The organism is Paenibacillus thalictri (genome assembly GCF_004307995.1).
GTDB classification, from domain to species: domain Bacteria; phylum Bacillota; class Bacilli; order Paenibacillales; family NBRC-103111; genus Paenibacillus_AF; species Paenibacillus_AF thalictri.
In genome coordinates this window covers 322,236-334,152 of the sequence record NZ_SIRE01000007.1, presented here as the reverse complement: position 1 = coordinate 334,152, position 11,917 = coordinate 322,236, and the positions used below count along the sequence as shown (strand labels likewise).

Genomic DNA, 11,917 nt, shown 5'->3' with positions numbered 1-11,917 from the left:
GGTTTCTCATTAGGTTTATTTCTTATACGGTTTCTATTTCTTATAAGGATCGGCGGCGTCGCGCAAGCCGTCTCCCAGAAAGTTAAAGGTCAGCACCGTCACAATGACAAACAGCAGCGGTATTAACTTCCACGGATACAAAGCGACGTTGTCGATTTGCTGGGCTTCCTGCAGCAGCACACCCCAGCTGGTTGCGGGAGCGCGGATGCCGAGCCCAAGGAAACTCATCGCCGTCTCGCCGAGAATCATGCCGGGTATCGCCAGCGTCGTCGAAACGACCAGGTAACTGATGAAACCCGGGATCAGATGCCTGACGATAATTTTTGCCGGACCGACGCCGGCGATTTGGGCTGCCAGCACGTATTCTTCGTTTTTCAGCGATATGAACTTGCCTCTCGCTACGCGGGCCAGCTCCGTCCAGCCGATAAAGGCAAAAATGATGACGATATAGATATACATCGTGACGACCGGGATGCGTGGCGGAATCGCCGCCGACAGCGCCATCCATAGAGGAATCGTCGGGAACGAGCGGATAATTTCGATTGCCCGCTGGATGAGCGAATCGATCCAGCCGCCGAAATACCCCGATACCCCGCCGATAAAAAGTCCAAGCACAAAGCTGATTGACACGCCAATCAGCGGAATGCTGAGCGAGATTTGGCTGCCCAGCAAGATACGCGAGAACAAATCCCGGCCCATGCCGTCCGTGCCGAACATAAACACCCGGCCCGGCTCGTCGACGCCGAATAAATGCGTTTTGGTCGTGAACAACCCCAGGAAGGAGTAACTTTCCCCTTGCACAAACAATCGAAGCGGGTATACGGCATCCTCGTCGGGCATAAACATTTTGCGCAGCGTGACCGGATCGCGGCCCGATTTGAGCCCGTTGACAAACGGCATCAGATGGAACTTGCCTTCCTTGTCGATCCATTTCAGCTTCATCGGAGGCGAGTTGACGTATTTGCTGTCATAACTTTGCAAATCGTAAGGCGCGATAAATTGGGCAAACAGAGCGAGCAGGTACAGGAAAGCAAGAATAAACAAACTGATGCGGGCCAGCTTATGTTTTTTCAGCCTCACATACATCAGCCGCCATTGGGAGCTGTACTGCGTATCCGCGTTTTTCTTGGGTTTTCTGTGTTTCATTCTACTGCCAACCGGCACCGATATCGTTTTCATAAGCTACATACCTCTGAATTCCGTACGGATTTTCGGATCGAGCCAAGCGAGCAATATATCGGAAATGAGCGTCCCCAGCACGGTCAGCACCGCCATAAACAGCAGCCATGTGCCGGCCAAATACATATCCTGCCCCAACAAGGCGTTATACATGACTGGGCCTTGAATCGGCAAGTTCAACACAATCGCCGTTACCGTCGAACCGGTAAAAATCGAAGTCAACGACCAGCCGATCGTGCTGATAATCGGGTTCATGGCGGCCCGCGTTGGGTATTTGAACAAAATTTTCGCCTCCGACAAACCTTTGCTTCTTGCTGTCACGACGTTAGGTTTGTTTAATTCGTCCAGCATTTGCCCCCTCATGACGCGGATCAGCTCCGCCGTATTCGCCAGCCCGATCACGACAACCGGGATCGCCATATGCTTCAGCAAATCGATGAATTTGTCCATCGACCACGCCGCATCGGCATATTCGCCTGAGAACAACCCGAGCAGCGGATCGCCGAAATACACGTAGGATAAATACATCAGAATAATCGCCAGCAGAAAGTGCGGTGTCGCCATGCCGAGAAATCCCAGCGCCGAAAAAATGTAGTCGCCCACCGAATATTGCTTGACCGCGCAATAAATGCCGACCGGAATGGCGACAAAATACGTAAACGCCATCGTGACCAGCGAAACGATCAATGTCAACGGCATATATTGTCCGATGACATCAAGCACGGGTCTGTTGAAATTAAACGAGTAGCCGAAATCGAAATGCATCACGATATTTTTCATCCAAACCACATATTGAACGTACCACGGCTGATCGAGATACAAGCTGGCTCTCATCGCCGCCATATCCTCCTGCGACATCACATCACCGGCGACGGACATTTTGGCCGCATAACTCGAAACGTAATCTCCCGGAGGAAGCTGGATGATGTAGAACACAATCGCCGAAATGACGATCACGACGGGAATTACGAGAACCACTCTTCTAATAATGTACTGAAGCATGTCTGACTCATCCTCTCGGCTTATTCTCAAGCCCAAGCGAAGCGGAAGGGAACGGGGCTTCGCTTCACATGTCTATTCCCGTCCCCTGTCCCGCGCCCCGGACTTGTTACTTGATGAAAAATTGCGCCGGATGACCGTGGCCGATGCTGCGGAATTCGTCGCAGAAAATTAAATCCTTCGGCACGTTGTGGAATTTATTCGAAGCGACGATCAGCTTGGGAGTCGGACCTGCGTAACCGATGACCCATTGATTTTTTTGATGGAGCTTGATAATCTCTTCGCCCCATTTGTTGATCTCCTCTTTGGTGGAAGCCGCTTTGAGCTTGTTCCAATATTCGAAAATCTGGGCAACGTCGCCCTCCGGTTTGACGCCTTCCTTGCCGCCGGACTGCGAATATTGGCCGTAACCGATGCTCCATGGCGTCAGCACCCGCAGCGGAACCAGCGTATCCGGGCGGTAAGCCACGTTGACAAGCGAAATATTTTCCGTTGTAATCGGCACTTTGTTGGCATAAGTCATGTCGTGATGGGTGCCCTTATCGACGATTTTAATGTCCACTTTAAGTCCGATTTTTTCTACATATTTCTTAAAAAGCTCAAGGAAAGGCATATTATCCGTGCCCGGCTCAATAACCGTCAACGTCACGTCGGAACCGTCCGCGTTCAGTCGGAAGTTGTTTTTGTCGCGTGTGGTCAGTCCAAGCTCGTCAAGCAGTTGGTTTGCGCGGTTCGGGTTATAGGCGCTCCACTGCTCTCCCCAACTCTTCTGGTAACCGACAAGTCCTTCCGGTACGGAAGCTTGTTGTGCCGCGCCGAGGCCGTTGGTCATGATCTCCGATATTTCCTTGCGGTCGACGGCGACGGACAATGCTTCCCTGAACTTCGCGTCTTGGAACAACTTGCGCATTTTCGGATCTTCCGTCGTCTGGTTCAGTTGGATGCCCGCGCTTGACCAGTTCGGCTCGGACCACTGCAGCACCCGGAAATCGGCTTTTTTCTCGTTTTCCTTCAGAATCGTAAAGTCCTTGAAGCCAAAATCCAGCAGATTGAAGTTGCCGGCGAGCGCGCCAAGCACCCTTTGCGCCGGGTCCTGAACTTTGCTGGCCACGATGCGGTCGATGTAAGGCAGTTGGTTGCCTTGCTTGTCGACTTTCCAGTAATACGGGTTGCGCTCCATAATAAACTGGTCGCTATTCGGATCGTTTTTGGCTACCCATGCCCGGAGTGTCGGGATTTGCGGGTTCACCCAATAATAATAACCGGTGGCGACCAGGAACGATTTAACATCGGCGAAACCCCACTTCTTGGCGATTTCCAGCGCTTTGTCTTCGCCGACAAACTCGGGAAGAATCGTTTTCTGGAAGTGTGCCGGAGCGAAAAACCATTTGTTGTCGATCGCCACGCGCTCCAAAAACTGCACGCTCGGATATTTATGCGTGACCTTAAACGTGTAATCGTCCACCTTGGTCACTTTAGCCAGCGCTTTTTCCCCGGACACAGGGTCGACCGAATAATAAGCGTCGTATATCTTTTTGCCAAACGTTTCTTTGGTCAACATGTGCTCCCAATAAAAAAGCACGTCGTCGGCCGTAAACGGCTGTCCATCCGACCATTTCATGCCCTTGCGCAAATAAATCGTAAATTCGGTCGAATCCTTGTTCACATCGTAGCCCTTAGCCACGTTTGGCTCGACCTTGCTGCCGTCCTTGCTGAACCGGAAAAGCGGTTCCTCGGTCGGTTGGCCGACAACCCAACGGTCGTCCGGACCTTTCCACGGCAGCTTCCAGTCCCCGCCGTATTGCCCGACCTCCTCCAAGACAGGCTCGACCATAATATCGTCCTTAGCCGGCAATCGGTCGGCCACCGCCTTTAACGTGCCGGCTGCGACCAGCTTGCTGAGCATCGGAGCTTCCTTGTAGCCATCCGTTTGGGCTGGTGCAGCAGCAGGCGTGCTGGCGGCTGCCCCGGCGGGAGCCGGGGTGGAAGCGGCCGCCGGAGCGGGCGTCGATTTCGCCGCCTTCTGGGCAGCTTTTGTCGCTTCGCTTTCCTCGCATGCGGCAAGGCCAATCGAACAAATAAGCATTAAAACCATAAGCAATTTGCTTTTTCTCAAGCATAATCCCTCCCTAGTTTAACCTTGAATACGCTGGCAAATTTCAACTTTCGGTACCTCGTGTTACGCTCAACGCGATGCGCGTCGACGCATGACAGTTGTTAACCCTATACCCCGTATGTACGATGATTTCGGCTATTGCATGCAAGCTCCGAAGGACACCCCCTTTGTTTATTAAACCGGTTTAATTGTGTGCAACAAAAAAAGCGCTTTTAAAACCACCTTCAATCATGTCACTGGAAGCGGAAGCACCTGTTGTTTGTTTGGTAACACCCAATTCATAAAAGAGCATTAAATCGGTTTAATAAACCAGAACAACAAATTCACAGGTCTATTAAATCGGTTTAATAAGCTTTTTATGGAATTGTAAGCGTTTTATTTATATAGTACATGGGTTGCATCCATAATGCAATACCATTTTTCTCAAAATTTACCTGAACCTAAATGGACTAGTCTGCCCCGTTCTCCACTCCGTACTGCTCTCTATACATGCCTGGAGTAAGCCCTGTCTGCTGTTTGAACACCAGCATGAAATGCTTCGGGCTTTGGTAACCGGATAAGCGGGCGATGTCATACACTTTCAGGCCAGTCGTCCGCAGCAGGTGTTTGGCTCTTTCCAGCCTCACCTCCGTCACGAAGTCGGAGAAATTATAACCTGTCTCCGCTTTGAACAGCTGGCTTAAATAAGACGGGTGCAGATGGACGTGTTCCGCCAGCACCTGCAGACGCAAGTCCCCGTCCGGGCGTGCTGCGACATATTCCTTGACCTTGCGGATCAGGCTTCTGATTTCCGCTTGGCCTTCCTCCCGGCGCTCGGCTTCAGCGGTCGGATCCGGTTGTTTCACTCGCGCGCCGCGCTGCCCTGCCAGCTGCGATTTCACTTCGTCCAATGCCGCTACGAGCGCGAGACGGTCGATCGGCTTCAGCAAATAATCGGTTACCCCGAATTTCAAAGCCTGCCGCGCATATTCAAATTCACTGTAGCCGCTTATGATGACAATCGGCATATTCGGATATCGCTCGCGGATTTTGCCGGTTAACGCCAGACCGTCCATTTCGCGCATACGGATATCGGTAATAACCGCATCCGGCAGCTCCTTCTCCAAATACCGCAGCGCCTCCTGTCCATGGGACGCCTCGCCGGCTATGACAAAATCACGCGAAATTTGGCCGATCAGATGTTTGAGCCCCTCCCGGATAACTTCTTCGTCTTCAACAATCAACAGCTTGTACATGATTTTCCTCCATTGAAACCGGAATCGTCAAAGTGACGGCGGTCCCTTCTCCCAAACTGCCATCAATGTGCAGCTCGTAGGTCGGGCCATACATCAGAACAATTCGCTGGCTAATATTGCGGAGCGCCAAACCGTGTCTGGGCCGGTCCCCGCGTTCCGAAGACGGATAAGCCGGAGCGGCGAGCGACTGCCGGATCCGTTCCAATTCCTGCTCAGACAGCCCCCGCCCGTTGTCTCTGACCGAAAGCAGCAGATCGTCCTCGAATCGGACCGCAGAAATCCAGACGGTACCGCCCGCTTCGCGGTCTCCGATCCCATGGTATATCGCGTTTTCCACCAGTGGTTGAAAAACCAGCTTGGGCACCATAGCCCGCTGCAGCCCCTCCTCAATGTCAAAAATCACTTCCAGCCTTTCGCCGTAGCGGACCTGAAGTATTTTGACGTAGGAAGCTGTGGCGTTTAGTTCCTCTTCCAGCAGCACGTACCGGTCATACTTGTCCACCGTATACCGCAGCAGCTTGCCCAGCGCGGTTACCATCTCCGACGCTTCGGCATTTCTGCCGCGCACGGCCATCATGTTGATCGACTCCAGCGTGTTGTATATAAAATGCGGATTGATCTGGCTCTGCAGCGCAGCCAACTCCGCTTCCTTCTCGCGCAGCCCGATCACATACACCTCGTTAACTAGGCGGTTGATTTCTTCCACCATGCGGTTAAAGCCTTTGCCGAGCTGCCCGATTTCATCATAAGACAAGACAGGCACGCTTTCGTTGAAATGGCCCTGCTCCACGCGAAACATCTTCTGCTTCAGCTTCAGCAGCGGACGGGTGATCCGGTAGGAAAAATAAATCGCCAGCAGCCCTCCGGTAATGAGGCATACAGCGGCTAGCCCCATTGTGAAGTTGCGCAGCCGGATCGTCTCTTTCAGCAGCGTTTCAATTGGGATCAGACTGATCACCTTAAGCCCCGAATAAGCTGAATAATCGACAACGGCGAGCACCTTTTTGCCTTTGATATCGATGGTGTCGGACCGCGTTTCATTCGGAAAACGTCCGCTGCGGACCAGTTCTCCGCTGTCGGCAAAGCTGTTTTTGTTCTCCTCGAAAAACAGCTCGTTGCTGCCGTTCACCACCATAAAGCTGCCTTGATCCTCAAATTTCAAATTTGCCAATATTTGTATAAAAACATCAAGCTTCAGGTCGATTTTCATGATGCCCAACACGTTGTTCGTATTGGGTTCGCGGATCAGCCTGGCCACGGAAAAATAGCTTTGCCGGGCGGTAAAATAATACGATGGCGCGTGCGTCGGAATAACCACAAAGGCCCCGTCCGCTTCTTTGACTCGCGGATACCAGCTTTCCTTCTGCGGGTCGATATAAAAACTGATCAGGTTCGGGTCGACGTTGGAAAAAATGTAGCCGCTGCCGGTAATAAACTGAATGCCCTTGACCTCCGGCCGATTGTAGGCCGCACCGGAAATAAACAGCGACATCTTCTCCATCTCCTCCAGCGTCGGTCGCTGCTGCCGCAGCTCGGGCCGGGAATACTGCCTGAGAATCGCCAGCACCTGCTGGTCGTACAGCGGCATCAGCGAAAGCCGCTGCAGCTCCATCAGCGTCCGGTCCAAGTTGCGGTTGACCTGGTCGGCAATCTGCACCGTGTAATCCGCCGTCCGGCGCTCCAGCGAAGAGGAGAAATCGTAATAAGTAATCATGCCTTGTATCGTAAGCGGAAACGCGATCAGCAACAAAAAGATGATCATGATTTTGTTGCGCAGACTCAGTCTGGATATGAACAAACGCGATACCCCCGTTATGTGTACGGCTGTGTACGGCTTAAGCTTCTACGCTCGCGCCCACGCACAAGTGTCCCAGTGACGCAAAGCGGCGTTCGAACCCGGCACGCCGGGAAACGCTCATCGCGCCATTGTTGCCATTATTGCCACATGACGAGCGGTCGAACCCCGGTGCGCAGGCAACGGCCAGCTCCCCATCGTTGCTATTATTGCCGCATAGCAGCGGTCGAACCCCGGCGCGCAGGCAACGGCCAGCTCCCCATCGTTGCTATTATTGCCGCATGGCAGCGGTCGAACCCCGGCGCGTAGGACTACGCTCAGCTCCGCGCCGATTGCTTGCAGTACTTATAATGTAACAGGGGACGGCCGTTCGCTCAATATGAAAAACCTAGCGGTGAATTTGCGTGACCCCAAAGTTAGAAAATGGGGGGTAGTGCAAATTAACGCTAGGTCTTTATTTACTTGAACCAAATCAGAAATGGAAAAAGAAAATCTTTTCCGCCGGAAGGAAATAAAGTTGCTTCGGACATACAAAACCTTCTTTCCTGCCTCATGAATGGCCCGATTTTCAGGTATGACGGAAAATGCGCTTCGCTATGACGGAAGTTTTTGTCCGTGGGGCTGGCGCATTCCCTTACGGATCTCTTCGCCAATTGTACACGCAGTTCATTTTCACGGATGAACAACAGCCGTTTAGCGGAATTTCCCGAGCGCCGCGCCAAGCTGGGCCATCAACCCCATGCCCATCTGAAACAACACGCGGTAGCCGCTGCGCTGGATCTCTTCTCCGCTCTGATTTGTCTGCGACACGCCGCCCAGCAGGCCGTCCACCCGAACGTTGATAAACCTCCCGCCTCATGTTGACAAGCTCCATGCGGGCTGCCGTCAAACGGTATTTGCTACCAGTTTACCATGAACGCATATTGCCTTGAATCGATTGAAAAGCCGCCGAAAAAAAGAAACACCGTCCGGTTAACAATCGCAGGACGGTGCTTTGTTGGTGCACAGAGTTGCTGTAGTGCGTTGAATGGAGATGGGGCGGGGTTCCAATCCACCTCATCCTTTCGGTCAGCTTTCCGCTAAAAACTCTTTCCTGACACATTCTTCGATTCGGAACCCAATCCGCCCCCCTCCTCTTACGGACATGGGCGCAGCTATGTAAAGCAAATCTGAGGTTTGCTAAACGCAACGGACACCAGCGCTCTTATTCCGCCTTCCATCGCGGTTTCCCCGAATTTTTTGGGCAAATAACAGCGCTCCTGTCCGTTAAAAATGATAACCTCGATTTTTTTGCCAAATAGAGGCGCTCCTGTCCGTAAGCCTTGGAGTGCGATGTTCGCATGCATAATTCTAGTCGCAGGCTAGCATAGAGACGAGGACACCCGTCAGATACAGCCAGCCAAAGATCAACTTTTATCAAGTTGCATCGAAATCGCTTCATTTGCTGCGTTCAAGCATGTTATGGTTCCGGTTTACTCAGCTTTACGCCATAATCCCGATACTATTGCGCTAATACGGCCAATACCCGATCCGCATACCCGCCATTTATCGCTAACCCGGCGCATAGGGCGCATGGAGCGCATGGGTGCATAGGGTGCATGGGGCGCATGGGGCACATGCCTGGCACATGCCGACAGTCACCGCCCGCTCGCCTCGCAACTGCATTGCAGCGGCTGTTCCCGACTCCCGCGAATCGGCCGTCAAATGGCCTGTGCCTGCCCCGGCCATTTGACTCGCTGCTTGCGGCTTGCTGGCGCTCCCCCATTTATTCCGCCGCCGGCTCCTTAGACGCGGCCACAAACCGCTTGACCTCGACGCAGCGGGCGGGCTGGGGAAACACTTTGTCCGGGTTGCACAAATTGTCGGCGTTAAACACATCGCGCAGCCGCAGCTGCAGCGAGATTTCCTCATCGTTCAAAATAAACCGCATATCCTCTTTTTTCTCGATACCGACGCCATGCTCCCCAGTAATCGAGCCGCCTGCGTCGGCGCATGCCTTAAGCACCTCGGAGCCGGCTTTCACGGCGTCCTCCTTCTGGCCGGGCACACGGGAATCAAAAAGGATCAGCGGATGCAAGTTGCCGTCTCCGGCGTGAAACACGTTAGCGATGCGCAGCCCGTATTTGCGGCTGATTTCGCTCACCTTGTTCAGCACCTCAGGCAGCGTGCTGCGCGGAATGACGCCGTCTTGCACAAGATAGTCGGGCGAGATCGTGCCCATCGCGCCAAACGCGGTTTTGCGGTTGGCCCACCAACGCGCCCGCTCGTCCGCACTGACCGACTGACGCACCTCTCTGACATTGTGCTTGCGGCATACTTCCAGCACCTGATCGATCTGGTGCTGCAGTCCCGCTTCGATGCCGTCCACCTCAACGATCAATACGGCCCCCAAATCGCGCGGATAACCGACCGGGTAATTGCCCGATTCAACACCCTCGATCGCGGTGCGGTCCATCATTTCCAGCGCCGCGGGCACAATGCCCGCCGCGATAATATCGGACACGGCCAGACTGGCGTCGTTCACATCGTCGTAAAGCGCCAGCACCGTCTTGACCGCTTGCGGTTTCTTTAAGATCCGGACCGTAATTTCCGTAACGATGCCCATCGTGCCTTCCGAGCCGGTTAAAATGCCAAGCAGATCGTAGCCGGGCGCGTCCGGCACGCCGCCGATGCGCACCGTCTCGCCGGTTGGCAGCACCATTTCCAACCCAAGCACGTGGTTGGTCGTCACGCCGTATTTTAGACAATGCGCGCCTCCGGCATTTTCCCCGACGTTGCCGCCGATCGTGCAGGCCGCCTGGCTCGAAGGATCCGGCGCGTAATAATAACCTTTGCTCGAAATCGAGTTGGACAACTTCAGGTTAATATATCCCGGCTGAACGACCGCCTTGCGGTTCAAATAATCGACATGCAGCAGCTTGTTCATACGCACCAGGCTGATGACAACTTCTCCGTTTAGCGCCGTCGCCCCGCCGCTCAGACCGGTGCCCGCTCCCCGTGGAATAAACGGAATGCGGTGACGATGCATATAGCCGACCGCGGCAGCCACCTGCTCCGTATTGGCCGGGAACAGCACCGCACCGGGGATTCCCTTGTGAATGGTGTACCCGTCGCATTCGTAGGCAAGCAGATCTTCATACCGGTGCAAAACCGCTCTTGCACCAAGCAGCTCCGTCATCGCCGAAATCAACGCCGCACGTTCCTGCTCGTTCATGCCTTGTTCCCTCCCTCCGACGCCGCCGCCAGCGGATTCAGCCCCCGGTACGACCAGTCCAGCAGCTGTATGGTATGCACGATGCTTTCCGAACGGTTCTGCCGTACGACGCCGACCTGAAACTGCATCATGCAGCCCGGATTGCCCATCGCCACCGCATCGCAGCCTGCGGGAATATCGTTCATTTTACGCTCCAGCAGCTGCCCGGCCATATCGGGATGAGTGAGGTTGTAGATGCCCGCGCTCCCGCAGCAGCGGTCGGCATCCGGCAGCGGCACAAGCCGCAAACCCGGGATTGCCTCAAGCAGCTTCCGCGGAGCGGTGCGCACCTTTTGGGCATGAGCGAGATGACATGCATCATGGTAGGTGACCGTCAAATCCACTGCCCCAAGCGGCGGAATCAAACCCAGCTTATCGAGAAATTCAGAGACATCCTTCACCTTATTGACAAATTCCCCCGCTTTCCCATGGTACGCCTCATCATATTTCAGCAATTCCTCATATTCCTTCAGCGTCGAGCCGCAGCCTGCCGCATTGATAATGACGGCATCGATCTGCTCCGACAAAAAAGCGTCGATATTGCGGCGGGCCAGCGACTTCGCCGTATCCCGGTCTCCCGCGTGCACATGCAAAGCGCCGCAGCAGCTCTGCCCCTGCGGCAGCCATACTTCACAGCCGTTCTGACGCAGCACGTTGACCGTAGCTTCGTTAATATCGCTGAACATTACATCCATCACGCAGCCCGTCAGCACCGCGACACGAGCGCGGCGCACGCCGAACGCCGGCAGCACTTCGGGCAGACGGTGCAGCACCGGCGAAGCCGTGACGGCCGGCAAAGCCCTTTCCATTTCCTGCAGATGAACCGGAAGCACCTTCAGCAGCTTTGTTTTTCTGACAAGCGACTGCAGGCCCGATTTTTGATAAACCTTAAGCAGCGTATGCATACGCTGAAGTCTCTTCGGATACGGGAACAGCTTGTGCAAAAAAATATCCTGCACCAAACCCGGCACGCCCGAAGGCGGGTCTGCTTTAAACAGCTGTCCGCGCGCCTCCTCAATCAGCGCGCCTACCTGCACGCCGGAAGGGCAGGCTGTTTCACAAGCCCGGCAATCCAGGCACGTATTCACGGGATCGGCAAAAAAATCGTTTAAAGCCATTTTACCTTCAGCCACGGACTTGATTAAATACACCCTGCCGCGCGGAGAATGCGGCTCTAGTCCCATCTGCTGGTAGGTGGGGCACGCTTCGAGGCACATGCCACAGTGCACGCATTGAGAAAACTTCGCTTCGTCCGGAGCATCTTCGAATTTATAGTTGGACTTCAACAGCGAAACGTCGGCGCAAGCCGCCGCCTGCCGCATATTTACCGGGTTCGACAT

8 protein-coding genes are annotated in these 11,917 nt (G+C 54.0%); all 8 read right to left on the bottom strand.

The annotated features are described in order from the left end of the window. Window positions 1–33: 33 nt before the first annotated feature. The 8 genes from EYB31_RS11705 to EYB31_RS11675 all read right to left on the bottom strand — a co-directional run bounded on the left by EYB31_RS11705 (window position 34) and on the right by EYB31_RS11675 (window position 11,917). Entirely contained in the window at window positions 34–1,146 is a 1,113-nt protein-coding gene (locus tag EYB31_RS11705; protein ID WP_131013502.1) for an ABC transporter permease, read from the bottom strand. Between the two features lie 36 nt (window positions 1,147–1,182). Further along, a complete protein-coding gene (locus EYB31_RS11700; protein ID WP_131013501.1) occupies window positions 1,183–2,181 on the bottom strand; it encodes an ABC transporter permease in 999 nt (332 codons plus the stop codon). Window positions 2,182–2,287: 106 nt separating this feature from the next. Then, a complete protein-coding gene (locus EYB31_RS11695; RefSeq protein WP_240762330.1) occupies window positions 2,288–4,294 on the bottom strand; it encodes an ABC transporter substrate-binding protein in 2,007 nt (668 codons plus the stop codon). A gap of 449 nt (window positions 4,295–4,743) precedes the next feature. Further along, window positions 4,744–5,529 carry a response regulator transcription factor gene (locus tag EYB31_RS11690; RefSeq protein ID WP_131013500.1) on the bottom strand — a complete coding sequence of 262 codons (786 nt, stop codon included), beginning with the start codon at window positions 5,527–5,529 and terminating at the stop codon, window positions 4,744–4,746. Further along, window positions 5,507–7,327: a sensor histidine kinase gene (locus EYB31_RS11685; protein ID WP_240762328.1), complete on the bottom strand. Its 1,821-nt coding sequence runs from the start codon at window positions 7,325–7,327 to the stop codon at window positions 5,507–5,509. The genes EYB31_RS11690 and EYB31_RS11685 overlap by 23 nt, the downstream gene beginning before the upstream one ends. Before the next feature lie 690 nt (window positions 7,328–8,017). Further along, window positions 8,018–8,155 carry a hypothetical protein gene (locus EYB31_RS40190; RefSeq protein WP_165452360.1) on the bottom strand — a complete coding sequence of 46 codons (138 nt, stop codon included), beginning with the start codon at window positions 8,153–8,155 and terminating at the stop codon, window positions 8,018–8,020. A gap of 934 nt (window positions 8,156–9,089) precedes the next feature. Continuing rightward, window positions 9,090–10,538 (bottom strand): FAD-linked oxidase C-terminal domain-containing protein, encoded by a 1,449-nt coding sequence (locus tag EYB31_RS11680; protein WP_131013499.1) that lies wholly within the window; start codon window positions 10,536–10,538, stop codon window positions 9,090–9,092. Beyond that, entirely contained in the window at window positions 10,535–11,917 is a 1,383-nt protein-coding gene (locus EYB31_RS11675) for a (Fe-S)-binding protein (RefSeq protein ID WP_131013498.1), read from the bottom strand. The genes EYB31_RS11680 and EYB31_RS11675 overlap by 4 nt, the downstream gene beginning before the upstream one ends.